The organism is Mycobacterium paraense (assembly GCF_002101815.1).
Lineage (GTDB): Bacteria > Actinomycetota > Actinomycetes > Mycobacteriales > Mycobacteriaceae > Mycobacterium > Mycobacterium paraense.
In genome coordinates, this window is the sequence record NZ_LQPM01000005.1 from 102,509 (window position 1) to 127,134 (window position 24,626).

The following is a 24,626-nucleotide window of genomic DNA, read 5'->3' on the forward strand; positions in this document are numbered from 1 at the left end:
ATGTCGTTTCTGTTCGCCATGCCCGAACAGGTGCGGACCGCAGCAACGCAGTTAGCCGGCATCGGATCGACGATCGACTCAGCCACCGCGGCGGCGGCCGCCCCGACCACGGAGGTGCTGGCCGCCGGGGCCGACCAGGTGTCCGGGGCGGTCGCGGCGCTGTTCTCCGAGCACGGCCAGGTCTACCAGGCCATCAGCGCCCAGGTGGCGGCCTTTCATCAGGGGTTCGTGCAGAACCTGTCGGCGGGCGCGGCCACGTACGTCGGCGCCGAGGTGAACAACGCGGTGACCATCGGCAACGACGGCGTCGCCGACCTGGGTTTCGGCAACATCGGCAACGGCAACATCGGCGGCGGCAACGCCGGCAACACCAACCTCGGCGGCGGCAACGCCGGCTACACCAACATCGGCAACGGCAACATCGGCAACGGCAACGCCGGTGCGGGCAACATCGGCTACAGCAACCTCGGTAGCGGCAACACCGGCAACGCCAACGTGGGTCTCGGCAACGCCGGCAACGGAAACCTGGGCGGCGGCAACCTCGGCAACGCCAACGTGGGCGCGGGCAACCTCGGCAGCTACAACCACGGCGCCGCCAACAGCGGCAACTCCAACGTGGGCCTCGCGAACCTGGGCAACAACAACCTGGGCGTCGGCAACAGCGGCAACAACGACGTCGGCGTCGGGCTCAAGGGCGACAACCTGACCGGCATCGGCGGGCTCAACGCCAACGGCAGCGTCGGCAACGTGGGCTGGGGCAACAACGGCAACCACAACATCGGGCTGGGCAACACGGGCAACAACAACATCGGCGTCGGGCTGACCGGGGACAACGAAATCGGCGTCGGCGGAACCTATTACGACACCGCCACCGGCCAGTTCACGTTCGGCGGGCTGAACTCCGGCAGCGGCAACACCGGCCTGTTCAACTCCGGGACCGGAAACACCGGCCTGTTCAATTCCGGCAGCGGCAACACCGGCCTGTTCAACAGCGGCACCCACAACTGGGGCGTGTTCAACTCGGGCAACACCAACACCGGCATCGGCAACACGGGCGACATCAACACCGGGCTGTGGAACGCCGGTTATTCCAACGTCGGCGCCTTCAACGCGGGCTACCAGAACGTCGGCATGGGCGACCCCGGCTTCAGCAACGCGGGCTCCTGGAACGGGGGCGACAACAACATCGGCGTCTTCAACGGCTCCTCGGGCAACATCGGCCACCTCAACGGCGGCTACAACAACATCGGCGTCGGCAACTCCGGCGCGTTCAACGTGGGCAGCTTCAACGGCGGCGACGAGAACATGGGCGACTCCAACGCCGGCTGCAGCAACACCGGATCGTTCAACGGCGGCAGCACCAACACCGGTTTCTTCAACGCGGGCAACACCAACACCGGCCTGTTCAACGCGGGCAGCCTGAACACCGGCGCGGGCAGCCCGATCACCCAGGCGGTCGCTAACTCCGGGTTCGGCAACTCCGGCACCGGCAACTCGGGCTTTTTCAACACCAGCGACGGCAACTCGGGCTTCTACAACTCGGCGGCCGGCGGCTTCAACTCCGGCTTCATGAACACCGGCACCGGCAACAACGACACGGGCGCCTTCAACTCGGGCGGCGGCCAGTTCTCGGTCGGCTTCGCCAACACCGACAGCGGCAAGTACAACACCGGCTTCGGCAACTCAGGACCCGGCGACTACAACACGGGCGTGTACAACTCCGGCTACGGCGGCAACAACACCGGCTTCTGGAACACCGACTCGTTCGTCGGCGGCAACACCGGCTGGTTCAACTCGGGCGTCGGCAACAACACCGGATTCTTCAACTCCGGCGGGGGCTACCCCTTCGACCAGGGGAACTCGGGCTTCGGCAACTCCGGCACCGGCGCCTCGGGCTGGCTTAAACCGCCCGCTTGAGCTCGTCGACCATGTTGAGCTGCTCCCACGGCAGCTCGATGTCGGTGCGCCCGAAGTGGCCGTAGGCGGCGGTCTGCGCGTAGATCGGGCGCAGCAGGTCCAGGTCGCGGATGATCGCGCCGGGCCGCAGGTCGAACACCTCGGGCACGATCTTCTCGATCTTGACCGGGTCGACCGTCGCGGTGCCGAACGTCTCGATGAACAGCCCGACCGGGGCGGCCTTGCCGATGGCGTAGGCCACCTGCACCTCGACCCGCTCCGCCAGGCCGGCGGCGACGATGTTCTTGGCCACCCAGCGCATCGCGTACGCCGCCGAACGGTCCACCTTGGACGGATCCTTGCCGGAGAACGCCCCGCCGCCGTGCCGGGCCCAGCCGCCGTAGGTGTCGACGATGATCTTGCGGCCGGTCAGCCCGGCGTCGCCCATCGGGCCGCCGAGGACGAACTTGCCGGTCGGGTTGACCAGCACCCGCGTCGCCGACGAATCCAGCGTCTCGTGGGCCAGCTCGTCGAGCACGGTCTTGAGCACGTGCGCGCGGATGTCGGGGTCGAGCGTCTTCTCCAGGTCGATCCCGTCGGCGTGCTGGGTCGAGACCACCACGGTGTCCAGCCGCACCGGGACGTCGTCCTCGTAGGCGATGGTGACCTGCGTCTTGCCGTCCGGGCGCAGGTACGGCAGCGTCCCGTTCTTGCGGACCTCGGTCAGCTTCCGGGACAGCCGGTGCGCCAGCGCGATGGGCAGCGGCATCAGTTCCGGGGTGTCGTTGATCGCGTAGCCGAACATCAGGCCCTGGTCGCCGGCGCCCTGGGAGTCCAGCGGGTCCGCCGCGCCCTCGACGCGCGCCTCGTGGGCGGTGTCGACGCCCTGGGCGATGTCGGGCGACTGCGCGCCGATGCCGATGTTCACGCCGCACGACGCGCCGTCGAAGCCCTTGTCCGACGAGTCGTAACCGATGTCGAGGATGCGGGCGCGGACCGTGTTGGTGATGTCGGCGAACGCCTCCTTCGCGGTCGTCGTCACCTCGCCCACCACGTGCACCTGCCCGGTGGTCACCAGCGTCTCGACCGCAACCCGTGAGCGGGGGTCCTGGGCCAGCAGCGCGTCGAGGACCGAGTCGCTGATCGCGTCACAGATCTTGTCGGGATGCCCCTCGGTCACCGACTCACTGGTAAACAGCCGACCCTTTTCGCTCACAGTCTCTATCCTTCCAATAGTTAGTTAGTCGAATTATATCTTCCGGCGCCAGCCGGCGCCCGCGCGGGCGCCGTAGCGAAGTAAACCCGGTTACCCGCTGTGGCCGTGCAGGAACGCCACGATCGCATCCACGATACGGCTGGCCATCAGCGTCTTGGAGCCGTGCGGCAGCGCCGACTCGGTGCCGTCGGAAGCCAGCAGCCAGCCGTCGTTGCTGTCCACCTCGAACGCCTTGTTGTCGCCGACGGCGTTGACCACCAACAGGTCACATCCCTTGCGCCGCAGCTTTTCCCGGGCGTGGAACAGCACGTCGCCGTTGGCGTCGCCGGTCTCGGCGGCGAACCCCACGATGGCGCGCATGTTGGGCAGCTGCCCGTGCGCGCGCGCCCGCACCGCGCCGGCCAGCACGTCGTCGTTGCGCACCAGTTCGATCGTCGGCGCCGCGGTGGCCTCGTCGGCACGCTTTTTGATCTTGGCGGCGGCAACCTGAGCGGGCCGGAAGTCGGCGACCGCGGCCGCCATCACCAGCACGTCGGCCTCGGGCGCGTGCTTAGACACCGCCTCGCCGAGTTGCTGGGCGGAGCTGACATGCACGACGTTGACGCCGGCGGGGTCGATGAGGCCGGCGGTGTGCCCGGCGATCAGCGTGACCTCGGCGCCGCGCTGGGCCGCGACCCGCGCCACCGCGTAGCCCTGCTTGCCGGAGCTGCGGTTACCGATGAAGCGCACCGGGTCGATCGGTTCGCGGGTGCCGCCGGCGGTGACCAGCACCCGGCATCCGGCGAGGTCGTAGGGCAGCGCGTCGTGGCGCTCCAGCAGCAGCTGGGCCAGGGTGGTGATCTCCTCGGCCTCGGGCAGCCGTCCCGCCCCGCTGTCGGCGCCGGTGAGCCGCCCGTACGCGGGTTCCAGCACCACCGCGCCGCGGCGGCGCAGCGTGGCCACGTTGTCGGCGGTGGCCGGGTGCAACCACATCTCCGTGTGCATCGCCGGCGCGAACAGCACGGGGCACCGCGCGGTCAGCAGCGTGGCGGTCAGCAGGTCGTCGGCCCGGCCGGCGACGGCCCGGGCCAGCAGGTCGGCGGTGGCCGGGGCCACCACCACCAGATCGGCCTGCTTGCCGAGGTGGACGTGCGGCACCTCGGGAACGTCGTCGAAGACGCCGGTGCGCACCGGCTGGCCGGACAGCGCCTCGAAGGTGGCGGCACCCACGAAGCGCAGCGCGGATTCGGTGGGGATGACGCGGACGTCGTGGCCGGCCTCGGCGAGCTGACGAACGACCGTGCACGCCTTGTAGGCGGCGATGCCTCCGGAAACGCCGACTATGACCTGTTTGGCGGTCCGCTCGCGGTCCACAGCGCGCCCGGCCCGCCCGTTACTCGCCCTCGGTGTGTTCGAGCAGGTCGGCGTGGATTTCGCGCAGCGCGATGGACAGCGGCTTTTCCTGCAGCCCGGGCTCGACGAGCGGGCCGACGTACTCGAGGATGCCCTCGCCGAGCTGGTTGTAGTAGTCGTTGATCTGGCGGGCCCGCTTGGCCGCGTAGATCACCAGGGCGTACTTGCTGGACACGCGGTCCAGCAGCTCGTCGATGGGCGGGTTGGTGATGCCCAGCGGGGTGTCGTAGGCGCTTTGTCCGCCTGCCGACGGATCGAACTGGTCCACGGCGGTCAGCGTCGCGTCGGACTGGGGAATGCTCACGTAGGTCTATCTCCTGGCGGATTGGAGTCGATGGAATCTGGTGTGGCTGCGGCCTGGCTGCTGTGTGTCCTTGCGGTTTGGGCCGTGCCCGGCGCAGTTCCCACCAGCAAGGATACCAATTCGACGCACGCAGACTCCAATCGACTGTTGACCACCACCTCGTCGAAGTCGTCCTGCGCCGCCATTTCGACGCGGGCGGTGTCGAGTCGGCGGCGGATGGCCTCCGGTGTCTCGGTGCCGCGGCCGACCAGCCTGGCCTGCAGGTCCTCCCAGCTGGGCGGGGCCAGGAACACCGTGGTGGCCTCGGGCATCGCCTTCTTGACCGCCCGCGCGCCGGCCAGATCGACCTCGATGAGCACGGGCAGCCCGGACGCCGTGGCGGCCCGCACCGGCTCGGCCAGCGTGCCCGATCGGTGCAGCCCGCCGTGGATCTCCGCCCATTCCAGCAGGGCGCCGCTGTCGATCAGTTGCTGGAAGCGGTCGGGAGTGACGAAGTGGTAGTCGACGCCGTCGACCTCGCCGGGCCGCGGCGCCCGCGTCGTGGCCGACACGCTGAACTGCAGGTTCGGAATCCGCTCGCGCAGACACCGCACCACGGTTGACTTGCCGACCGCGGAGGGACCGGACAGCACGACCACACGCCCCTTGCCGGTTGGCTCGGGGCGTGCCCCCTGCACGACGTCCGGCCCCTCGCCGGCGCTCACTGGCGCCCTTGGGTCGGTGCCCCCACAGGCCGTTCGGCCTGCATCGTCGCCGGTTTGGTTAGGCGGAGCCGAACTTTTCCAGCAGGGCCTTGCGCTGCCGGTCGCCGAGGCCGCGCAGGCGGCGGGTGGGGGCGATCTCCAGCTCGGTCATGATTTCCTGCGCCTTGACCTTGCCCACCTTCGGCAACGCCTCGAGCAGGGCGGACACCTTCATCTTGCCCAGGACTTCGTCGCTCTCGGCGTCCTTGAGTACCTGGGTGAGGTTGGTGCCGCCGCGCTTGAGGCGGTCTTTGAGCTCTGCTCGCGCGCGACGAGCGGCAGCCGCCTTCTCCAAAGCGGCCGCGCGCTGCTCGTCGGTCAACTGGGGAAGGGCCACGATTCCTCCGTATCTGATCAATCGATAATCGATCTCGTTTTGTCTCTGCCGGGTACTTCAGCCAGCGGAGATGACCGTACTCAGCCTTCCTGACGAAATCTAACCCGCCCCCCTGGTTAATTGTGCAAATGTGCAGCGTGGGCGCCGCGGGCAAGCCCCGCGGGTGGTCCCGACAGGGTCGCCAAGACGGGCCCGGCGAGCCGCCGTTTGCGGGGTGAGAGGGCCGTCCGGCCGGCCTCAAAATAGCCTCTGACGTGCTGATTTAGGATCGCGGGCGGACGCCTCGTGGGCCGCCGCCGCCCGCCGCGGACGGCCGCGCCCGGGGGCCGCAAGCCGGGGTGCGGCGGATCACGCATTTTTCCGTGGCGTGTCGCGCGTGTCGCGCCCGCCGACAAGCGGCAGGTCGACGGCCCGTGCGCAGGGATGTTTCAGCGAATGCCCAGCCAAATATCAGTTACGATCGAGCCGTGCCGAACCTGCGCATCCGTCAGGCGGCTGAGCTGCTCGGAGTCAGCGATGACACCGTCCGGCGGTGGATCAACCAGGGCACGCTGTCGGTGAGCCACGACGCGGCCGGCCGGAAGGTCATCGCCAGCGAGGATCTGGCCGAGTTTTCGCGCTCCAACGCGCCCACCCCGCCGCCGGATCCCCTGAGCATCGGCAGCTCGGCCCGCAACCGGTTCGTCGGCCTGGTGACGCGGGTGGTCAGCGACACGGTGATGACCCAGGTCGAGATGCAGTGCGGCCCCTACACCGTCGTGTCGCTGATGAGCACCGCCGCCGCCGAGGAGCTGAAACTGCAGCCCGGCAGCGTGGCCGTGGCCGTCGTCAAGGCCACCACCGTGATCGTGGAAACCGCGCGGCCGAGCACGGCCGCCGCCTCCGACTGAGGCGCTTCTGGGCGCTCGAGTGTGCGCTGGGGGCTTTGAGTGTGGGCTCACGGCGAGGAATCGGCCGATTGCGCGCCCTCAGCTCACACTGGAAGCCAGGAATTCACACGACCGCGCCGCGCCTAGACGGCGCCCAGGTACGCGACGGCGTCCAGCATCCGCTCGCCGGCCGCGCGCAGGTCGGACACGTCCGGCCCGGCCCGCAGCACCTCACGGGCCACCGCGGGCAGCAGCTGGCCCGGCGCGGCCCCGCCCAGGCCCCTCAGCGCCTCCGGGCGGCCGCCCTGCACGCCGACGCCGGGCACCAGCACCGGCCCGCCCAGCTCGCTGACGTCGGGCGCCTCGAACACCGTCGCGCCGAGGACGACGCCGACGTATCCGGGCTCGGCCCCGGTGGCGGATCGGTTGACGACCGCCGCCTGGTCGACGATCAGCTGGGACACCGTCCGGCCGTCGAACGTCGCGCGCTGCACCGTGCCGCCCTCCGGGTTGGACGTCGCGGCCAGCACGAACACCCCCCGGTCGCTGGCCAGGGCGGCCTCCAGCAGCGGCCGCAGCGAACCGAACCCCAGGTACGGCGAGGCGGTCACCGCGTCGGCGGCCAGCGGCGAGTCGCCGGCCCACGCGGCCGCGTAGGCCGCCATCGTCGTCCCGATGTCGCCGCGCTTGGCGTCGGCCAGCACCAGCACCCCGGCCGAGCGCAGCGCGGCGATGGTGCGTTCCAGCACCGCGTACCCGGCGGCGCCGTACGTCTCGAAGAACGCCACCTGCGGCTTGACGACGGCGAAGCCGGCGAACGCCTCGACGCAGGTGTCGCAGAACGCGGCCAGCCCGTCGGCGGTGGCCGGCAGGTCCCACGCCCGCAGCAGCTCCGGGTGCGGGTCGATGCCCAGGCACAGCGGCCCGCGGGCCAGCTTCGCCGCGGCCAGCCGGGCGCCGAAGCCGCTCACTGCCCGCCGCCCCCGGGTCCGATCGCGCTGTGCAGCTCCTGCAGCGACCGCACGCCGATGTCGCCGCGGATCCCCGCCTCGATGCCCTGCACCGCCGCCGAGGCGCCCTGCACCGTGGTGACGCACGGGATGTTGACCGACACCGCGGCCGAGCGGATCTCGTAGCCGTCGATGCGGGGGCCGGAGTTGCCGAACGGCGTGTTGATCACCATGTCGACCTCGCCGGCCTTGATCGCGTCGACCGCCGACATCGCCGGGCGGCCGTCCTGCGGCGGCTCGAAGTGCTTGCGCACCTCGTCGCAGGGAATCCCGTTGCGGCGCAACATCTCCGCGGTGCCCTCGGTGGCCAGCACCCGGAAGCCGAGGTCGGCCAGCCGCTTGACCGGAAACACCAGGGATCGCTTGTCCCGGTTGGCCACCGACACGAATATCGTCCCGTCGGCCGGCAACGATCCGTAGGCGGCGGTCTGGCTCTTGGCGAAGGCGCTGCCGAAGTCGCGGTCGATGCCCATCACCTCGCCGGTCGACTTCATCTCCGGGCCGAGCAGCGAGTCGATGGCGGCCCCGTCGACGCGCCGGAACCGGTGAAACGGCAGCACGGCCTCCTTGACCGCGATCGGGGCCTGCGGCGGCGCGTGGGCGCCGTCCCCGGAGGCCGCCAGCATGCCCTCGCTTCGCAGCTGGGAGATGGTGGCGCCCAGCATGATCCGCGCGCACGCCTTCGCGAGCGGGATCGCGGTCGCCTTGGAGACGAACGGCACCGTGCGGCTGGCCCGCGGGTTGGCCTCCAGGACGTAGAGCACGTCGTCCTTGAGCGCGTACTGCACGTTGAGCAGCCCGACGACGCCGATCCCGTGGGCGATCGCCTCGGTGGCGCGGCGCACCTTCTCGATGTCGCTGCGGCCCAAAGTGACCGGCGGCAGCGCGCAGGCCGAGTCACCGGAGTGGATGCCGGCCTCCTCGATGTGCTCCATGATGCCGCCGATGTAGACCTCGGCCCCGTCGCACAGCGCGTCGACGTCGATCTCCACCGCGTCCTCGAGGAAGCGGTCGACGAGCACCGGGTGTTCGGGCGAGAGCGCGGTGGCGCGGGTGATGTAGCCCTCCAGCGTCGCCTCGTCGTAGACGATCTCCATGCCGCGACCGCCCAGCACGTACGACGGCCGCACCAGCACCGGATAGCCGATCTCGTCGGCGATCCGGCGGGCCTGGGCGAAAGTCGTTGCCATGCCGTACTTCGGCGCGGGCAGCCCGGCGGTGGCCAGCACGTCGCCGAAGGCGCCGCGGTCCTCGGCCAGGTCGATGGCCTCCGGCGGGGTGCCCACGATCGGAACCCCGGCGTCGAAGAGCCGTTGCGCCAGCCCGAGCGGCGTCTGGCCGCCGAGCTGCACGATGACCCCCGCGACCCCGGGGCCGCCGGTGCCCGACTGCGTTTCCGCGCGGAACACCTCCAGCACGTCCTCGAAGGTCAGGGGCTCGAAGTAGAGCCGGTCGGCGGTGTCGTAGTCGGTGGACACCGTCTCCGGGTTGCAGTTGACCATCACGGTCTCGAAACCGGCCTGGGACAACGTCGTTGCGGCGTGCACGCAGCTGTAGTCGAATTCGATGCCCTGCCCGATCCGGTTCGGCCCGGAGCCCAGGATCAACACCTTGGGCCGCTCGGCCTGCGGCGCCACCTCGGTCTCGGCGGCCGGGTCCAGCTCGTAGCTGCTGTAGTGGTACGGCGTCTTGGCCTCGAACTCCGCCGCGCAGGTGTCCACCGTCTTGTACACGGGGTGGATGCCCAGCCGCTCGCGCAGCGACCGCACCCCGTCCTCCCCCGCCAATTCCGGGCGCAGGGCGGCGATCTGGCGGTCCGAGAGGCCGTAGTGCTTGGCCTGGCGCAGCAGGTCGGCATCCAGCACCGGCGCGACGACCAGCTCCGAGCGCAGGCTCACCAGCTCGCCGATCTGCGCGACGAACCACGGGTCGACGCCGCTGGCCTGCGCGACCTGCTCGACCGACGCGCCCAGCCGCAGCGCCAGTTCGACGTCGTAGAGCCGGCCTTCGGTCGGGGTCTGCAGCCGGGTCAGGACCTCGCCGACGGTCCCGTCGTCGTCGGGTTTCGTCCAGAAGCCGGTGCGCCCGGTCTCCAGCGACCTCATCACCTTGCCGAGCGCCTCGACGAAGTTGCGGCCCAACGACATTGCCTCGCCGACGGATTTCATCGTGGTGGTCAGCGTCGGGTCGGCGCCGGGGAACTTCTCGAACGCGAACCGGGGCGCCTTGACCACCACGTAGTCCAGCGTCGGTTCGAAGCAGGCCGGCGTCTCCTTGGTGATGTCGTTGACGATCTCGTCCAGGGTGTAGCCGATGGCCAGCTTGGCGGCGATCTTGGCGATCGGGAAGCCGGTGGCCTTGGACGCCAGCGCACTTGACCGGGACACCCGCGGGTTCATCTCGACGACGATCAGCCGGCCGTCGCTCGGGTTGACGGCGAACTGGATGTTGCAGCCGCCGGTGTCCACGCCGACCTCGCGCAGGATCGCGATGCCCAGGTCGCGCATCCGCTGGTACTCCCGGTCGGTGAGCGTCATGGCCGGCGCGACGGTGACCGAGTCGCCGGTGTGGACGCCCATCGGGTCGACGTTCTCGATGGAGCACACCACCACGACGTTGTCGTGGCCGTCGCGCATCAGCTCCAGCTCGAATTCCTTCCAGCCGAAGATCGATTCCTCGATGAGCACGTTGGCGCTCGGCGAGGCGGCCAGCCCGGCGCCGGCCATCCGCTCGACGGCTTCGGCCGAGTCGGCCATCCCCGACCCCAGCCCGCCCATGGTGAAGCTGGGCCGCACCACGACGGGCAGGCCGAGCTCGTCGACCGTCTCGCGGACCTCGTCCATGGTGAAACACACTCGGCTGCGGGCGGATTCGCCGCCGACCTTGGCGACGATGTCCTTGAACCGCTGCCGGTCCTCGCCGCGCTGGATGGCGTCGAAGTCGGCGCCGATCAGCTCGACCCCGTAGCGCTCCAGCGCCCCGTTCTCGTACAGCGCGACCGCCGTGTTGAGCGCGGTCTGCCCACCCAGCGTGGCCAACAGGGCGTCGATCTTGTTGCCGCGCTCGGCCTGCTGGGCGATCACGCGCTCGACGAACGCCGGGGTGATGGGCTCGACGTAGGTGTGGTCGGCGTACTCGGGGTCGGTCATGATGGTGGCCGGGTTGGAGTTGATCAGGCTGACCTGCAACCCCTCGGCGCGCAGCACCCGGCAGGCCTGCGTCCCCGAGTAGTCGAACTCGGCGGCCTGCCCGATGACGATCGGCCCCGAGCCGATCACCAGCACGTGGTTGAGGTCGGTGCGGCGCGGCACTAGCGGGCCTCCCCTCGCAGGCTGGGGGCCCCAGCCATCAGGTCGATGAATTGGTCGAACAAGTACTCCGCGTCGTGCGGGCCGGCGGCCGCCTCCGGGTGGTACTGCACCGAAAAGGCCCGGCCGTCAGCAAGTTTGACGCCCTCGACCACCCCGTCGTTGGCGCAGGTGTGGCTGACGATCGCCGGGCCGAACGGCGTGTCGAACGACTGACCGGCCTCCCCCTCCAGCGCGAACCCGTGGTTCTGTGCGGTCACCGCGACCCGGCCCGTCGCGTGGTCGATCACCGGGATGTTGATGCCGCGATGGCCGAAGACCATCTTGTAGGTGGACAGCCCCAGCGCCCGGCCGAGGATCTGGTTGCCCAAACAGATGCCGAACAACGGGATTCCGGCGCCCAACACCTCGCGGGTGAGGGCGACGACGTGGTCGGCGGTGGCGGGGTCGCCGGGGCCGTTGGACAGGAACACCCCGTCCGGCTTGATGTCGGCGATCTGCTCGAAGGTCGCCGACGACGGCAGGACGTGGCTGCGGACGCCGCGCCGGGCGAAGTTCCGCGGGGTGTTGGTCTTGATCCCGAGGTCCAGGGCGACCACCGTAAACCGCTGCGCCCCTTCCGGTTCCACGATGTAGGCGCCGCCGGTGCTGACCTCGCCGGCCAGGTCGGCGCCCAGCATCGACTGCTGGCCGCGCACCCGCTCGACCAGCTCGGCGGGCTCGGCCAGCGACTCGCCGGAGAACACACCGGCCTTCATCGAGCCGCGGCTGCGCAGGTGCCGCACCACCGCCCGGGTGTCGATCCCGGCGATCCCGACGATGCCCTGGCGGACCAGCTCGTCTTCCAGCGTGCCGGTGGCGCGCCAGTTGGAGGCCCGCGGCGACGGGTCGCGCACCGCGTAACCGGCGACCCAGATCTTGTCGCCGCGGCTCTCGGCGTCCTCGTCGTTCCAGCCGGTGTTGCCGATCTGCGGCGCGGTGGCGACCACGATCTGGCGGTGGTAGCTGGGGTCGGTCAGCGTCTCCTGATAGCCGGACATGCCGGTGGAAAACACGGCCTCGCCGAGCGTTTGGCCGACCTTGCCGAACGGCGTTCCGGTGAAGACGCGGCCGTCCTCGAGCACCAGTAGCGCCTTAGTCATGGCGCCGCTCCTCCTCATCGCTTGGCTCTGCATCGTCGCCGGCGCAACTCACGCAGCCTCCTTGATCCAGGCGTCGTATTCCTCGCGGTGGTTGGCCCGGAACGCGGTGTCGATCTGGGCTCCTGACGGCAGCCGCCACCGGATCGCCAGTATTCCGATGCGGGCCGCGACCCTGTTCGCCATCCGGCGTTCGATGCGGACACCCGCGACCGCGTCGTGCGGAATCCAAATGGGTTGGGCGCGTACCCGTTCCACCATGATCCCCTCGGGATAGCGGGTCAGCACCGCCTTGCTGCGGAAGCCCAGATCCCCGGCGGCGATCCGCTCACTCCAGTCGGGCGCCATCATGGAACCGCAATAGTGGCCGCGGGTGGTGATGGTCGCCGCCCCCACCCGGTCCGGCATTGTGGGCAGCTCGCCGATCAATTCCTGCTGGCGCTGCGTGCGCCGCTGCCAGGACCGCATCATCAGCTGGATGAGGACCGTGATCACCACCACCAGCACGGCCGCGAAGATCAGCGACCCCACCAGCGTGCCTGAGCTCATGCCGGGCTCTTCCCGTCCCGGGCGGTGACCCGCCCGCGCAGCAGGGTGGCCGTCACGGTGGCGGGCAGGGTCATCGACTCGTACGGGGTGTTGGCCGAGCGGCTGGCCAGGTCCGACCCGGCGACCGTCCAGGTGGCGTCCGGATCCACCACGGTCAGGTTCGCCGGCTCCCCCACCTCCAGCGGGCGGCCGTGGTCGGGCAGCCCGACGATGCGGGCCGGGTTCTCGCTCATCACCCGCGCGACGTCGCGCCACGTCAGCAGCCCGGGCGCGACCATCGTCTGCACCACGACCGACAGGGCCGTCTGCAGCCCCAGCATCCCGGGGCGCGCGGCCGCGAACTCGACGCACTTCTCGTGCTCGGCGTGCGGGGCATGGTCGGTGGCCACACAGTCGATTACCCCGTCGGCCAGCGCCTGACGCAGCGCGATCGCGTCGGAGGCCTCGCGCAGCGGCGGGTTCACCCGGTTCACGCCGTCGTAGCTGCTCAGCCGGCCGTCGTCGAGCAGCAGGTGGTGCGGGGTGACCTCGGCGGTGATCGAAATCCCTTGCTCCTTGGCCCATTTGAGAATCTCGACGGTGCCCGCGGTGGAGGCGTGGCAGATGTGCACCCGGGCCCCGGCGTCGCGGGCCAGCAGCGCGTCGCGGGCGACGATCGATTCCTCGGCGGCCCGCGGCCACCCCGCGAGCCCCAGCCGGGCCGCGGTCGGCCCCTCGTGGGCGACCGCGCCGACGGTCAGCCGCGGTTCCTCGGCGTGCTGGGCGATCAGCACCCCCAGGCCGGTGGCGTACTCCAGGGCGCGGCGCATGATCAGCGGGTCGTGCACGCAGACGCCGTCGTCGGAGAACATGCGGACCTGGGCGGCGCCGGCGGCCATCATGCCCATCTCGGTCAGCTCGGAGCCGGCCAGCCCGACGGTGACGGCGCCGACGGGGTGCACGTCGACCAGGCCGACCTGCTGGCCGCGGTGCCAGACGTGGTCGGTGACCACCGGGCTGTCGGCGACCGGATTGGTGTTGGCCATCGCGAACACCGCCGTATAGCCGCCCAAAGCCGCCGCCGCCGAGCCGGTTTCGATGTCCTCGGCGTATTCGCGGCCGGGCTCGCGTAGGTGGGTGTGCAGGTCGACGAACCCGGGCAGCAGGACCTGACCGGTGGCGTCGATGACGTCGAGATCCCTTTCGAGGTCTCCGGCCTCGGCAAGTCCCGGGCCGATTTCGGCGATCTGGCCATCCTCGACGAGGACGTCGACCCGCTCCCCTTCACCGTAGGGACGCACGCCCCGGATCAGTACGCTCATGCCGCGATTTCCTCAGCCCCGACCAGAACATGGAACAGCACCGCCATCCGCACGTGCACCCCGTTCGAAACCTGTTGCAGCACGGCGGATTGCGAGGAGTCGGCGACGGTCGACGAGATCTCCATGCCACGCACCATCGGCCCGGGGTGCAGCACCACGGCGTGGCCGGGCAGCATCGCCTGGCGCCGCTCGGACAGCCCGTAGCGCACCGAGTATTCGCGCACCGACGGGAAGAAGCCGCCGTTCATCCGCTCGGCCTGCACCCGCAGCATCAGCACCGCGTCGGCCGCGGGCAGCTCGGCGTCGAAGTCGTAGGAGACGGTGGCCGGCCAGCCGTCGACCCCGACCGGCAGCAGCGTCGGCGGCGCGACCAGCACCACCTCGGCGCCCAGCGTGGCGAGCAGCATGACGTTGGACCGGGCCACCCGGCTGTGCAGGATGTCGCCGACGATCACGACGCGCCGGCCCTCGATGCCGCCGAGGCGCTGGCGCATGGTCAGCGCGTCCAGCAGCGCCTGCGTCGGGTGCTCGTGGGTGCCGTCGCCGGCGTTGATCACCGACGGTCCGTCGCCTTCAAAAGGAGAAGCGCAGGTCCAGTCGGCGAGCAGGTGCGCGGCCCCCGACGCCGGGTGCCGGATGATCAGCGCGTCGGCGCCGGCGGCCCGCAGCGTCAGCGCGGTGTCGCGCAGCGACTCGCCCTTGCCCACCGACGATCCGGCGGCGCTGACGTTGATCACGTCGGCGCTCATCCACTTGCCCGCCACCTCGAAGGACACCCGGGTGCGGGTCGAGTTCTCGTAGAACATCGTGACGACGGTGCGCCCGCGCAGCGTCGGCAGCTTCTTGATGTCGCGGCCGACCAGCGCCTGGGCGAACCGGTCGGCGTCGTCGAGGATGGCGGTGGCGTCCTCGCGGCTCAGGTCGCCGGCGGCCAGCAGGTGGCGGGTCATCGCGAGATCACCACCCCGTCGCGGTCGTCGTGCTCGCTCAGCAGCACGTGCACGCTCTCGGTGCGCGAGGTCGGCACGTTCTTGCCCACGTAGTCGGCGCGCAGCGGCAGTTCGCGGTGGCCGCGGTCGACGAGGACCGCCAGCTGCACCGCCCGGGGCCGGCCGACGTCGCGCAGCGCGTCCAGCGCGGAGCGCACCGAGCGACCGGAGTACAGCACGTCGTCGACGAGGATCACCAGGGCGTCGTCGATGCCGCCGGCCGGGATCGCGGTGGCCTCCAGGGGCCGCGGCGGCTTTTGCATCAGGTCGTCGCGGTACAGGGTGATGTCCAGGGCGCCGTGTCCGACGTCGACGCCGCTGTATTCGGCGATGTTGGCGGCCAGGCGTTGGGCGAGGATGACGCCGCGGGTCGGGATTCCCAGCAGCACCACCCGAGGTGCGTCTGGAGCGTCCAGCGCCGTCTTTTCGATGATCTGATGCGCGATACGGGAAATGGTGCGACCCACGTCGGCCGCCGACATCAATTCGCGGCCGGTGCCCGTGTCACCCGCGGCACACATGCGAAGACTTGACCTCCTTCTCCGCCTCTCTGGACGGATCGTTAAAGGATGTCGACTGCCCGGCAGCGTAGCACTGCGGACTAGCCTGGGTGAAATGACAGGCTCGAGTTCCCCCGGCTTTCCCTCCGGACTGCAGCGCATGGATTTCGACGCGCTTTACCGCGGCGAGAGCCCCGGCGAAGGCATGCCCGCGATGGCCTCGCCGCCGTGGGATACCAAGGCGCCCAAGGAGAATGTCATCGCGTGGCACACGGGCGGCTGGGTCCACGGTGACGTCCTCGACATCGGCTGCGGCCTCGGCGACAACGCCATCTACCTGGCGAAGAACGGCTACCGCGTCACCGGGCTGGACATCTCGCCGACGGCGCTGATCACCGCGGAGCGGCGCGCCGCCGACGCCGGAGTTCAGGTGCGGTTCGCGGTGGCCGACTCCACCGAGCTGGAGGGCTACACCGACGCGTTCGACACCATCGTCGACAGCGGCATGTTCCACTGCCTCGACGACGAGGGCAAGCGCAGCTACGCCGCCGCGGCGCACCGGGCCACCCGGCCGGGCGCCACGTTGCTCATCAGTTGCTTCTCCGACGCGAACCCGACCGACACGGAGTGGCCGCGGCCGTCGGTGCCGGAGCGGTTGCTGCGCGACGTCCTCGGCGGCGCCGGCTGGGACATCGAGTCGCTGGATCCGGCCACGGTGCGTCGCGAGGTGGACGGGACCGAGATCGAGATGGCGTTCTGGTACGTCCGCGCGCGGCGGCGCTAGCGGACCCGGTCGCCTGTCGGTGGCCCCCGCTACTATCGAAAGTATGTTCGATTCTGGTGGGCGTGCCGCTGAGGCCTCGCTGATCGCGCGGATCGCCGAGCTCGAGATGGCCAAGTCGGCGGCCGCCGCCGAGCAGGCCCGCGCGTCCGTGCAGTTGGAGGCGCTGCGCCGCGCCAACGAGGCCGACGCGGGGGTGCCGGCCGCCCAGCGTGGGCGCGGGCTGGCCGGCGAGATCGCGCTGGCGCGACGGGATTCCCCCGCCCGGGGCGGGCGGCACCTCGGCTTCGCGAAGGCGCTGGTGCACGAGATGCCGTACACGCTCGCGGCGCTGGAGGCCGGGCGGTTGTCGGAGTGGCGCGCCACCCTGATCGTGCGCGAGTCGGCGTGCCTGGACGTTGACCACCGGCGCGAGCTGGACGCCGAGCTGTGCGCCGACTGGTCGGCGCTGGACGGGATGGGCGATGCGCGGGTCGCGGCGGCTGCCAAGGCGATCGCCTACCGGCTCGACCCCCGGGCCGTGGTCGACCGTGCGGCCAGGGCCGACTCCGAGCGGACGGTGACGATCCGGCCGGCCCCCGACACCATGACGTGGGTGACGGCGCTGCTTCCGGTGGCCCGCGGTGTTGCGGTGTACGCGGCCCTCAGGCGCGCCGCCGACACCACCTTCGACGGGCGCACGCGCGGCCAGGTCATGGCCGACACGCTGGTCGAGCGCGTCACCGGCCGGCCCGCCGAGGTGGCGGAGCCGATCGCGGTCAACCTGGTGATCTCCGACGAAACGCTGCTGGGTCATGACGACACGGCGGCGGTGGTCGACGGGTACGGCCCGATACCGGCGGCCGTGGCCCGCCATTTGGTGAGCGACGCCGCCGATGGCCGGTCGCGGGCCACGCTGCGGCGGCTCTACCGGCGTCCCGGTTCGGGATCCCTGGTCGCCATGGAGTCACGGGCGCGACGCTTTCCCAAGGGGCTCGCCCGATTCATCGGCCTGCGCGACCAGCGCTGCCGCACCCCCTACTGCGACGCCCCGATCCGCCACCACGACCACGCGCGGCCCCACCACCGCGGCGGTGCCACCAGCGCGACGAACGGGCTCGGCATGTGTGAGCGCTGCAACTACGCCAAGGAGGCACCCGGCTGGCGCGTCGCGGCGAGCGTGGACGAAAAAGGTAGGCACACGGCCGAATTCACGACGCCGACCGGCGCGCGCTACCGCTCCGGCGCGCCGCCGCCGCCCGGGCGGCTCGACATCTTCGTCATCGAGCCCCGCGCCGCCTGACCGACGGCTACGTAGGCCGCTAGCTGCACGGGTATTGACCGTTGAACACGCAGTTCGTCGGCGGTGAGTAGGTGCCGATCAGCATGCCCCGGAAACCACCCGTCGCCGAGCCGCCGGGCGCGATGACGCGGTTCCAGTTCGCGGGCGTGACAACGAAGTGCGTGCCGGATTGGGTGACGGTGCTGTTCCACGCGTGCACGACGGATTGCCCCGCCGGCATGTCGAAGTCGATCCGCCAATCGCTCATCGGCGCCATGCTGGCGTTGGTGACGGCGAAGCGGGCGATGAAGCCGGTCTGCCAGGTGTGTTCCACCGCCAGCGTCGCCGTCGCCGCGGCCGCACGAGCCGCGGGGGCGATGCCGAGGCCGGCGATGGCAAGCAGCAACACCGACACGGTGACGTGAAGCGCCGTGCGCCAGCGCTTCACGTGATTGTCCAGTCCCGCCATAGCAGCCAACACTAAGACCGAACAGGCGATATCGGCCCTCCCGTCGCGGCTAAGCTGCCGGACCTTTGCTCAACCGAAACCATGATGAGATGTCGGCGCCGGCGGCCTGAACACCACGAGCGATTCCAAGCGTTCGCGATAGTGCTCGAGCGGTGGGACGCGCCGGTTCTCGACCTTTGCGGCGTCGTCCCACCGCCTCAGGCGGCAGGCGTCCGCGGCGTGCCGCAACCGGCGGAACTTCACCACTTCTTCGGGACCCATCGGACCGCCCTGCAGCAGCAGACTCTGCACGGAGGCCCGCGACAGTCCGTCGACATAGGAGGGGTCGGTCGCGACCAGGTACCTTTTCGCGGCGACGTGCAGCGCGACGGGCGACGTCACCGCCGGGGGAAACCACCGGCCGAGGATCGTCGCGGCGACGAGCTCGTGCTTCTCGTTCTCGTGCAGGAAGTCGGCTCGAGTGTTGTGCTCGTCGACCACTAAGTGGCCGATGTCGTGCAGCAATGCGGCGATCGTCATTGCGTCCCCGGCGTTTTCGGCATCCGCGAGCGCGGCGGATTGAACCGCGTGCTCGGTCTGGCTGACCGCTTCGTCGTAGCGACTGTCGCCACGTTCGGCGAACAGCGCGAAGACCTGGTCGGCGACTTCGGCCGCCGTGGTGGGATCGGCGAGCGGCCATCGCGACGAGGCGGTCATGTGCTCGCCTCCGCGGGGGCGATGCCGCGAAAGTGGCCGATGAGGCTGACCCGCTGAACTCCGCCGCGCCCGGACGCGCCCGCCAGCGCGACGCGCTTGTGGCGGTAGTAGGCCTCATGCAGGTCACCCGACGAGGCCGCGTTGTAGGTCAGGTAGAGGGCGCGCCGCGACGTGGTCGACGTGTTGGCACCGCTGCGGTGCGGCGTGTGGCTATGGAACCAGACCAGGGAGCCGGCGCGCACCGGATGGGCCCGCCATGCCAGCGTTTCGGCGATGTCCGGGCGGATGCAGCCGTCGCGGTCGTTGGCGAGCAGGTCGTGGTGCATCCCGGCGACGAATTCCAGACAGCCGTTCTCGACGGTCGAATCATCCACCGCGAGCAGGCAACTCACGCTCACGGCGATATGCGGATAGGCGGGAGCATCCTGGTGGGCGGCAAACCCCGCCCCGCCGGGGTGCTTGTAGTTGATCTTCTCCTTGTAGAGCACCGCGGGTTCGCCCAGGAGCTGCCCGGCCATCGCCGGAACCGCGCCGGTGGTCAGCAAGTCGCGCAGCTCGGCGTGGAAGGGCGAGAAGTTCTCCGTGCGGGTGCGCCGCACCCCGGCGGCCGTCTGCTCGTCGTGTTGCAGCCAGCCCGCGTCGGCGTCGCCCGGCCAGCGTTCGACGTCGCAAACCCACCGACGGACCCGCTCCAGGCTTTCGGCGGACAGGAAGTCCGCCACCGCCAGGTAGCCGTCCCGGTAGAACGCTTCGATGTCGGTCTGCGAGAGGCCGGTCGACATGCTTCCCCTTCCCATGGCCAAGGCGACTCTACCGACCACTGTAACTTTATTTCGTATCCATCCGCCATCACGGATAACTCTTACATTCGTGTTCACCTCGGGTTCGTTGGCACTTCGCCTCTGCCCCGTAGGTTCTCGGCCCATGACATCGACCCGCACCCACTCGGCCCACGCGCCCGGAGTGATCGACGTCCTCGACGGATCCCGGTTTCAGCGCTTCCATTTCAAAGCGATCGCCATCTCGGGAGCCGGCTTCTTCACCGACGCTTATGACCTCACCGTGATCGGCACGGCCTTGCTGCTGATCAAGCCCCAGTGGGGCTTGAACACCGGCCAGGTGGCGATGCTGGGTAGCTCGGCGCTGATCGCCTCGGCGATCGGGGCGGTCGCGTGGGGCAGGCTGGCCGACGTCTTCGGCCGCAAGCGCATGTACGGGCTGGCCGCCGCGATCATGACCATTGCGGCGATCGCATCGGGATTGTCCCCGAATTTCCTGTGGCTGTTGGTATTTCGATTCATCCTGGGTGTGGCCATCGGCGGCGACTACCCGGTGTCGGGCGTGATCATGACCGAGTATGCGAACGTCAAAGATCGCGGCCGGATGGTCGCGCTGATGTTCTCCAGCTACGCGCTGGGCTCGATCGCCGGGCCGGCCGTCGCGCTGTTGCTGCTTTACTCGGGCCTGAATCAGGGGTTGACCTGGCGGCTGCTGCTGGCGCTGGGGGCCGTGCCGTCGCTACTGGTGCTCTACGCGCGAACCAAGGCGCCCGAGTCGCCGCGGTTCATCGCCGAGACGGACGAGCAGCGAGCGGCGGCCGACCTGACGTCCTTCACCGGGACGACGACCGCGGCCACCGGGACCTCGGGCGTCCGCCGGACGATGTGGCAGTGCCTCCAAGTCCCCGGCGTGTGGCGAGCCGTGCTGATGACGGCGGGCGTGTGGTTCCTGTTCGACATCGCGTATTACGGCAACACCATCAGTTCCCCGCTGCTGGTGAAAAGCGTTGCACCGCATGCCTCGACGATCGAGGCGGTAACGATCAACCTGGCGCTGTACGCGGTGTTCGCGGTGCCGGCGTTCGCAGTGACGATCTGGCTGATCGACAAGATCGGCCACATCACGCTGCAGGTTGTCGGCTTGATCGGCATGGCGGCCGGCTTCGCCGCGATGGCGTCGATATCGCAGGTCGGCCACAGCGTCGGCCTGTTCATCACCGCGTACGGGATCAGCAACTTCTTCACCTGGTTCGGCCCCGGCGTCACGACGATGCTGCTCGCCGGCGAACTGTTCACCACGTCGATTCGCGCGACCGGACACGGATTCGCCTCCGGCGCGGCGAAAGTCGGGGCGTTCGTGGGCGCGATCAGTTTCCCGCCCCTGCTCGCGGCCTGGGGCCTGCAGGGCACCGAGTTCGTCGCGGCGGCCTGCTGCCTGGCAGCAGCGGGGCTGTCGCTGATCGTGCCCGAGCCCGCCCGGCGCTCACTCGACAACATCGCGTTGACCCGGCGGGCCCACCGCGAGTCAACCGCCCCCGATCTGGCTGCGGCCTAACAGAAGACGGGCGCCATGTCATGCTTTAGCGCATGACGAGCACGGAGGCGCGCCCGCCCAGCGGATCGGTGGTGGCGCACATCCGCGCGGCGCTGCCCAACCTGACCCCCCGCGCGCAGGCGATTGGTCAAGCCGTGCTCGACGACCCCCGGGCCATCATCCACCTGACGGTCAGCGACCTCGCCGAGCGGACGGCGACCTCGGTGGCCTCGGTGGTCCGGTTCTGTCAGGACATCGGACTGCGCGGCTATGCGGATTTGAAGATCCGGCTGGCCGCGGACACCATCCCCGCCGAGGAGACCCTGCACGAGGGGATCAGCCCGACCGACGACGCGCGCACGGTCCTCAAGAAGGTGCTGGCCGACTCCCAGGCGGCCGTCGCCGGCGCCGCCGACACCATCGACAGCGAGCAGTTCGAGTCCGCCGTCGCCGCCCTTTCCACCGCATCCCGCGTGCTATGCGTGGGCGTCGGAACGTCGGCGCCCTTGGCTCAGGATGCCGGATATCGCCTGCGCACAATCGGTTTGAGCGCGGAGGCGCCCGCGGACGGACATGTCCAGCACGTCGCGGCCCGCCTGTTGAAGCCGGGCGCGGTATGCCTGTGCTTCAGTCACACCGGCCAGACCAGCGAATCGTTGATGGCGGTCGAGGGTGCCAGGGAGGCCGGTGCGACGACGATCGCGATCACCAGCTTCTACCGCTCGCCGTTGAGCGAGTTGTGCGACGTCGTGCTGGTGGCCGGCGCCGCCGAGACCGACGTCCGCATGGAGGCCACCACCAGCCGGATCGCTCACATCGCGGTGTTCGATGCCCTGCACACCGCCGTCCTCATGGCGGATCTGCAGCGAGCCAGTGACGCACAGGGCGCCACCGCGGACGCCTTGACCCGGCACCGCATCTAGTCACCGAAGCGTCAAGGCGCGACCGAACATCGGGGCACGGGGCCGCCGGGGTCGCGGAGCAGGGCCGCGAGGTCGTGGAGCGGCCTGGGTTCGGCCACCAGGTCCGCCCACGGGAACCGGTCGCGCGTCTCGTGCAGGAAATTCAGCGCCCCCGTCAAGTGCCGTGGCTCGTAGTTGTGCACGCCGAAGATGGACAGCTGGCGGCGCACCACGGCTTCCGCATCGACGGCGACCGGCGCGTCGGGGGCGACAGAACCCGCCAGCACGGCGACACCCTGGACGTCCAGCGCGGGCAGGCCCTGCTGCAGCGCCGCCGACGATCCGGAGAAATCCAGCAAGACGTCGCAGGGGCCGGCATCACCCGCCGCGGGGTGGATGGCGGTGGCGCCGAACCGTTGCGCCAGTTGGCGTCGCGCGGCTGTCGGGTCGACCGCGGCCACCGAGGACGCACCGGCCCGCGCGGCGGCCGCGACCGCGCCCAGGCCGAGCATGCCCGCCCCCAAGACCAGGACTCGACGGCCGGCCAGCGGCCCCGCGCGTTCGACGACCGCCATCACCGTGGCCGTCGCGCAGGCCGCGGGCGCGGCGACCGCGTCGGCGAGGTCCTCGCGCACGACGGCGATCGCCAACCCGCGCGGAAGCAGCACGTGGCGGGCGTACCCGCCGGACAACCCCCAGTCGGAGTGCAGCGGCTCATGGCCGGCCTTGCGCACGGTGCGGCACTTCGCGGTGACCCCGGCTCGGCAGCGGTCGCACGTCCCGCAGGGCAGAGTGACCGACCAGATGACGCGCTGGCCGACGCGCAGTGGCCTGCCGTCGACCGCCCTGGCCCCGCCGGTGCCGAGCGCGACGATCTCGCCGACGCTTTCGTGGCCGAGGATCGACGGACACGGCTGCGCGCGCCGTCCGCTGACGGTGTGGCGATCACTGCCGCACACGGTCGCGAAGCGCACTCGGGCAAGGGCCTCGCCAGGCCTGAGGGGCCGCACCGGCACCGGCTCCAGCGCGATGGTGTCGCCGCCGCGCCAGACGGCCGCAACGGTGTGATCGACCACGTCGGGCGGGGCCACCGTGCTCATCGCGGCGCGCCGACGGCTGCACTGGGCACGCCGAGCAGGGCGGGCAGCTCGGCCACGGAGGCCAGCAGATGGGTGTGCCGGTGTGCACCGAGTTCGGTGGCGTCGGAGGCGCCGGTCAGGACGCCGACGACGAGCGAGGCGCCGGAGTTGGTGCCGGCCTGCAGGTCGCGCGGGGTGTCTCCGGCGACCAGGACGCGCGCCACGTCGTCGATGCCCAGCCGCTCCATCGCCCGGAAGATCATGAATGGCGCCGGACGCCCGAGGGGTACGTCGCTGCCGCAGACCACGGTGTCGACCACCGCATCGCCGTCCCAGCCGAGGCCGGCCAGCATCGCGTCGACGATGTCGCGGTCATAACCGGTGGTCAGCGCGATCCGGATGCCGGCGGCCCGCAGGTCGGCGAGCGCCTCGGGGACGCCGGGCAGCGGCCGCGGCGGGCGGTCGGCGTAGGCGGCCGCCAGCCGGCCCCGGAAGTCGGCGACGACCGCGTCCAGCACCGCGGCGCTGGGCGGTGTGCCGCCGGGCGGCGTGAGCAGCGCCCGCAGCGCCTCGTGCTTGGCGGCGCCGTGCCAGCGGTCGATGTCGGCCTTCGCGGGTGCGGCGCCGTGAGCGCTCACCGTTTCGCCGAGGACCCGGTAGACCAGCAGGCCTTCGTCGACGGTGGTGCCGGCGACGTCCAGCACGACGAGTTCGGGTCGGGATGCACCCATGCGTGGGCCTCCGCTCAGGGTTTGGCGTTGCGCGTCAGGGCGCAGCGCGAGTCGAGGGTGTTTTGGAGGGTGAAGCTGACGATTCCCGGCAGGTACCGGTCGTCGTGGTATTCGATGACCTCGCCCCCGGCGCTGCGCGTCGAGCGTCGTTGACGCAGCAGCGGGGCGCCCTCGGGCACCCCGAGGTGCGCCGAGTCGAGCGCGTCGGCGCCGACCGCGTCGATGACGTGTGCGGCGCTGGCGAATTGCACGCCTTGGGCGAGAAGGTACGCCCAGATCGACCCGGAGTCGCAGTCGAAGTTGAACAATCGGCGGCCGACGTGCTCGACGAACGTCGCGCGCTCCAGCATCGCCGGCTCCCCGTCGAGGTAGCGCAGCCGCAACACCTCGACGACGGGTTGCCCCTCGTCGATCTGCAGCACCGCGGAGGCCTGTTGGTCGGCGCGACGCAGCGCCAGCTCGAGCGTTCGCTGCCCCGGCGTGCGCCCGATCGAATGAGCCCAGGCCGAGTAGGACAACAACGTGTCGAATGGCTGCCCGACCGAGGCCGTGCACACCACCGGCGGCTTGCCGCGCCCGCCGGCGATGATCCCTTCGGCCCGCAGGGTGGCCAGCGCCTGGCGCACGGGCCCGCGGGACGAGTCCCATCGCTCGCACAGCTGCGATTCCGACGGCAGCGCGGCGCCCACACCCAGTTCACCGAGCCGGATCCGCTGCCGCAGATCGTCGGCGATCATCTCGTGCAGTGCCATCGCCACAAACTTGACTATACATGTTTGGCGGGCGGCGTGAACAGGCCCGCGAAGGCGAAAGTGAATGTTGTTCAGATCAATTCGACCCA

24 protein-coding genes are annotated in these 24,626 nt (G+C 70.4%); 6 read left to right on the top strand and 18 right to left on the bottom strand.

From position 1 onward, the window contains the following. A complete protein-coding gene (locus AWB89_RS03210; RefSeq protein ID WP_085171530.1) occupies nt 1–1,917 on the top strand; it encodes a PE domain-containing protein in 1,917 nt (638 codons plus the stop codon). Here AWB89_RS03210 and metK read toward each other — a convergent pair. The 5 genes from metK to mihF form a co-directional block, all read right to left on the bottom strand. After that, a complete protein-coding gene (metK, locus tag AWB89_RS03215; RefSeq protein WP_085102174.1) occupies nt 1,901–3,112 on the bottom strand; it encodes a methionine adenosyltransferase in 1,212 nt (403 codons plus the stop codon). The two genes, AWB89_RS03210 and metK, sit on opposite strands and share 17 nt — an antisense overlap. Nucleotides 3,113–3,202: 90 nt before the next feature. After that, complete coding sequence (coaBC, locus tag AWB89_RS03220) at nt 3,203–4,465, bottom strand: bifunctional phosphopantothenoylcysteine decarboxylase/phosphopantothenate--cysteine ligase CoaBC (RefSeq protein WP_085171532.1); 1,263 nt, start codon at nt 4,463–4,465, stop codon at nt 3,203–3,205. A 19-nt stretch (nt 4,466–4,484) separates the two neighbouring features. After that, complete coding sequence (gene rpoZ, locus AWB89_RS03225; protein ID WP_085102178.1) at nt 4,485–4,808, bottom strand: DNA-directed RNA polymerase subunit omega; 324 nt, start codon at nt 4,806–4,808, stop codon at nt 4,485–4,487. After that, a complete protein-coding gene (gene gmk, locus AWB89_RS03230) occupies nt 4,805–5,512 on the bottom strand; it encodes a guanylate kinase (protein WP_085171534.1) in 708 nt (235 codons plus the stop codon). The genes rpoZ and gmk overlap by 4 nt, the downstream gene beginning before the upstream one ends. A 58-nt stretch (nt 5,513–5,570) precedes the next feature. Continuing rightward, on the bottom strand, nt 5,571–5,888 hold the full coding sequence (mihF, locus tag AWB89_RS03235; RefSeq protein ID WP_003407240.1) for an integration host factor, actinobacterial type: 318 nt from the start codon (nt 5,886–5,888) through the stop codon (nt 5,571–5,573). Nucleotides 5,889–6,355: 467 nt separating this feature from the next. Here mihF and AWB89_RS03240 point away from each other — a divergent pair, with 467 nt between their 5' ends. Further along, complete coding sequence (locus AWB89_RS03240) at nt 6,356–6,778, top strand: TOBE domain-containing protein (protein ID WP_085102182.1); 423 nt, start codon at nt 6,356–6,358, stop codon at nt 6,776–6,778. 122 nt (nt 6,779–6,900) lie between these two features. Here AWB89_RS03240 and pyrF read toward each other — a convergent pair whose 3' ends face one another. From pyrF to pyrR, 7 genes are read right to left on the bottom strand one after another with little or no spacing between them, the layout of a single operon-like run. Then, the gene (gene pyrF / locus AWB89_RS03245) at nt 6,901–7,728 is read right to left on the bottom strand and encodes an orotidine-5'-phosphate decarboxylase (protein ID WP_085171536.1); all 828 of its coding nucleotides are present in this window, start codon (nt 7,726–7,728) and stop codon (nt 6,901–6,903) included. Next, entirely contained in the window at nt 7,725–11,078 is a 3,354-nt protein-coding gene (gene carB, locus AWB89_RS03250) for a carbamoyl-phosphate synthase large subunit (RefSeq protein WP_085171537.1), read from the bottom strand. Before carB ends, pyrF begins: the two co-directional genes overlap by 4 nt. Continuing rightward, nucleotides 11,078–12,217, bottom strand: coding sequence for a glutamine-hydrolyzing carbamoyl-phosphate synthase small subunit (gene carA / locus AWB89_RS03255; protein WP_085171540.1), 1,140 nt, complete (start codon nt 12,215–12,217; stop codon nt 11,078–11,080). The genes carB and carA overlap by 1 nt, the downstream gene beginning before the upstream one ends. Before the next feature lie 48 nt (nt 12,218–12,265). After that, a complete protein-coding gene (locus AWB89_RS03260) occupies nt 12,266–12,763 on the bottom strand; it encodes a PH-like domain-containing protein (protein WP_085102190.1) in 498 nt (165 codons plus the stop codon). Further along, on the bottom strand, nt 12,760–14,064 hold the full coding sequence (locus tag AWB89_RS03265; RefSeq protein WP_085102192.1) for a dihydroorotase: 1,305 nt from the start codon (nt 14,062–14,064) through the stop codon (nt 12,760–12,762). The genes AWB89_RS03260 and AWB89_RS03265 overlap by 4 nt, the downstream gene beginning before the upstream one ends. Continuing rightward, complete coding sequence (locus tag AWB89_RS03270) at nt 14,061–15,014, bottom strand: aspartate carbamoyltransferase catalytic subunit (protein WP_085171542.1); 954 nt, start codon at nt 15,012–15,014, stop codon at nt 14,061–14,063. Before AWB89_RS03270 ends, AWB89_RS03265 begins: the two co-directional genes overlap by 4 nt. Continuing rightward, a complete protein-coding gene (gene pyrR / locus AWB89_RS03275) occupies nt 15,011–15,574 on the bottom strand; it encodes a bifunctional pyr operon transcriptional regulator/uracil phosphoribosyltransferase PyrR (protein ID WP_085102196.1) in 564 nt (187 codons plus the stop codon). The genes AWB89_RS03270 and pyrR overlap by 4 nt, the downstream gene beginning before the upstream one ends. 130 nt (nt 15,575–15,704) lie before the next feature. Between pyrR and AWB89_RS03280 the strand changes: the two genes are divergently transcribed. After that, the gene (locus AWB89_RS03280) at nt 15,705–16,337 is read left to right on the top strand and encodes a class I SAM-dependent methyltransferase (protein WP_142282434.1); all 633 of its coding nucleotides are present in this window, start codon (nt 15,705–15,707) and stop codon (nt 16,335–16,337) included. A gap of 43 nt (nt 16,338–16,380) precedes the next feature. Beyond that, a complete protein-coding gene (locus tag AWB89_RS03285; protein WP_085171546.1) occupies nt 16,381–17,616 on the top strand; it encodes an HNH endonuclease in 1,236 nt (411 codons plus the stop codon). A gap of 19 nt (nt 17,617–17,635) precedes the next feature. Here AWB89_RS03285 and AWB89_RS03290 read toward each other — a convergent pair whose 3' ends face one another. From AWB89_RS03290 to AWB89_RS03300, 3 genes are all read right to left on the bottom strand, one after another. Further along, the gene (locus AWB89_RS03290) at nt 17,636–18,064 is read right to left on the bottom strand and encodes a cellulose-binding domain-containing protein (RefSeq protein ID WP_085102202.1); all 429 of its coding nucleotides are present in this window, start codon (nt 18,062–18,064) and stop codon (nt 17,636–17,638) included. A 69-nt stretch (nt 18,065–18,133) separates the two neighbouring features. Then, nucleotides 18,134–18,760 carry an HD domain-containing protein gene (locus AWB89_RS03295; protein ID WP_085171548.1) on the bottom strand — a complete coding sequence of 209 codons (627 nt, stop codon included), beginning with the start codon at nt 18,758–18,760 and terminating at the stop codon, nt 18,134–18,136. Beyond that, nucleotides 18,757–19,542 (bottom strand): phytanoyl-CoA dioxygenase family protein, encoded by a 786-nt coding sequence (locus AWB89_RS03300; protein WP_085171588.1) that lies wholly within the window; start codon nt 19,540–19,542, stop codon nt 18,757–18,759. The genes AWB89_RS03295 and AWB89_RS03300 overlap by 4 nt, the downstream gene beginning before the upstream one ends. A gap of 142 nt (nt 19,543–19,684) precedes the next feature. Here AWB89_RS03300 and AWB89_RS03305 point away from each other — a divergent pair, with 142 nt between their 5' ends. Both AWB89_RS03305 and AWB89_RS03310 read left to right on the top strand, forming a co-directional pair. After that, complete coding sequence (locus tag AWB89_RS03305) at nt 19,685–21,094, top strand: MFS transporter (RefSeq protein WP_158089800.1); 1,410 nt, start codon at nt 19,685–19,687, stop codon at nt 21,092–21,094. 32 nt (nt 21,095–21,126) lie between these two features. Continuing rightward, on the top strand, nt 21,127–21,996 hold the full coding sequence (locus tag AWB89_RS03310) for a MurR/RpiR family transcriptional regulator (RefSeq protein WP_085102208.1): 870 nt from the start codon (nt 21,127–21,129) through the stop codon (nt 21,994–21,996). 11 nt (nt 21,997–22,007) lie between these two features. Here AWB89_RS03310 and AWB89_RS03315 read toward each other — a convergent pair whose 3' ends face one another. The 3 genes from AWB89_RS03315 to AWB89_RS03325 are packed head-to-tail and all read right to left on the bottom strand — an operon-like array spanning nt 22,008 to nt 24,537. After that, on the bottom strand, nt 22,008–23,075 hold the full coding sequence (locus AWB89_RS03315) for a zinc-binding dehydrogenase (RefSeq protein WP_085171553.1): 1,068 nt from the start codon (nt 23,073–23,075) through the stop codon (nt 22,008–22,010). Then, complete coding sequence (locus AWB89_RS03320) at nt 23,072–23,785, bottom strand: phosphonatase-like hydrolase (protein ID WP_085171555.1); 714 nt, start codon at nt 23,783–23,785, stop codon at nt 23,072–23,074. Before AWB89_RS03320 ends, AWB89_RS03315 begins: the two co-directional genes overlap by 4 nt. A 14-nt stretch (nt 23,786–23,799) precedes the next feature. Continuing rightward, nucleotides 23,800–24,537, bottom strand: coding sequence for a GntR family transcriptional regulator (locus tag AWB89_RS03325; RefSeq protein WP_142282435.1), 738 nt, complete (start codon nt 24,535–24,537; stop codon nt 23,800–23,802). Between the last annotated feature and the right edge of the window lie 89 nt (nt 24,538–24,626).

Excerpts from the sequence above, each read along its gene's own strand:
- pyrR (WP_085102196.1), bottom strand. The coding sequence starts at position 15,574 with ATGTGTGCCGCGGGTGACACGGGCACCGGCCGCGAATTGATGTCGGCG.
- AWB89_RS03325 (WP_142282435.1), bottom strand. The coding sequence starts at position 24,537 with ATGGCACTGCACGAGATGATCGCCGACGATCTGCGGCAGCGGATCCGG.
- AWB89_RS03285 (WP_085171546.1), top strand. The coding sequence starts at position 16,381 with ATGTTCGATTCTGGTGGGCGTGCCGCTGAGGCCTCGCTGATCGCGCGG.
- AWB89_RS03270 (WP_085171542.1), bottom strand. The coding sequence starts at position 15,014 with ATGACCCGCCACCTGCTGGCCGCCGGCGACCTGAGCCGCGAGGACGCC.
- AWB89_RS03315 (WP_085171553.1), bottom strand. The coding sequence starts at position 23,075 with ATGAGCACGGTGGCCCCGCCCGACGTGGTCGATCACACCGTTGCGGCC.
- AWB89_RS03290 (WP_085102202.1), bottom strand. The coding sequence starts at position 18,064 with ATGGCGGGACTGGACAATCACGTGAAGCGCTGGCGCACGGCGCTTCAC.
- AWB89_RS03295 (WP_085171548.1), bottom strand. The coding sequence starts at position 18,760 with ATGACCGCCTCGTCGCGATGGCCGCTCGCCGATCCCACCACGGCGGCC.
- AWB89_RS03305 (WP_158089800.1), top strand. The coding sequence starts at position 19,685 with ATGACATCGACCCGCACCCACTCGGCCCACGCGCCCGGAGTGATCGAC.
- AWB89_RS03210 (WP_085171530.1), top strand. The coding sequence starts at position 1 with ATGTCGTTTCTGTTCGCCATGCCCGAACAGGTGCGGACCGCAGCAACG.
- carA (WP_085171540.1), bottom strand. The coding sequence starts at position 12,217 with ATGACTAAGGCGCTACTGGTGCTCGAGGACGGCCGCGTCTTCACCGGA.
- AWB89_RS03265 (WP_085102192.1), bottom strand. The coding sequence starts at position 14,064 with ATGAGCGTACTGATCCGGGGCGTGCGTCCCTACGGTGAAGGGGAGCGG.
- AWB89_RS03320 (WP_085171555.1), bottom strand. The coding sequence starts at position 23,785 with ATGGGTGCATCCCGACCCGAACTCGTCGTGCTGGACGTCGCCGGCACC.
- AWB89_RS03300 (WP_085171588.1), bottom strand. The coding sequence starts at position 19,542 with ATGTCGACCGGCCTCTCGCAGACCGACATCGAAGCGTTCTACCGGGAC.
- AWB89_RS03310 (WP_085102208.1), top strand. The coding sequence starts at position 21,127 with ATGACGAGCACGGAGGCGCGCCCGCCCAGCGGATCGGTGGTGGCGCAC.
- AWB89_RS03260 (WP_085102190.1), bottom strand. The coding sequence starts at position 12,763 with ATGAGCTCAGGCACGCTGGTGGGGTCGCTGATCTTCGCGGCCGTGCTG.